General features: G+C 26.5%; 1 protein-coding gene. It reads right to left on the bottom strand.

Going from position 1 to position 559, the window contains the following annotated elements; translation table 11 throughout:
- The coding region (locus B5E58_RS13325) for a recombinase zinc beta ribbon domain-containing protein (protein WP_143597295.1) at positions 1-559 on the bottom strand (559 nt) is incomplete at both ends.

The raw sequence follows: 559 nt of genomic DNA, 5'->3' as shown, positions 1-559 counted from the left end.
TGTCTAAAGCCTGATATCTTCCAGAGTTTTGTTTTAAGCTATTTTCTTTACACTCCAACAGTTTTGGATTTTCATTGATTTTATCAACAATCCTTGACCATATATTTTCTATTTGTTCATCAGATAATGAAGTATTTTTACAAAATATCTTTCTTTTAAAGACTTTGTGGCTACAATTCCATATGTATTCTTCTCCATGTTTATATCTGTGATAATTCTCTCCGCACTCACCACAGACAATTTTACCTTTGAAATTTTGTTCTGTAAGACAACATTCATCACTTTTATCACTTTTATTTTTACCTATTTCACTTAATCTTTGATTTTTTATTTTCTGTGCTGTTTCAAATAAATCTTGGTCTATTATTTGTGGTAAATCATTTATTCCAATATATACATCATCTTCAAGAATTCTTTTTACTTTATGCCTACTCATATCAAAGTTTTTGATATAATTCTTTATTTTTGTTATATAAACGCCTTCACAGAAAAGTTCATATATTTCTTTAACTATTTTTCCTTCAATATCATCTATAATAATAGTTGTTCCATCAAATCT

The organism is Tyzzerella sp. An114 (assembly GCF_002161055.1).
GTDB lineage: Bacteria > Bacillota > Clostridia > Lachnospirales > Anaerotignaceae > Fimicola > Fimicola cottocaccae.
The sequence above is the reverse complement of the archived record's forward strand: the minus strand, read 5'-3'. Positions and strand labels throughout refer to the sequence as shown.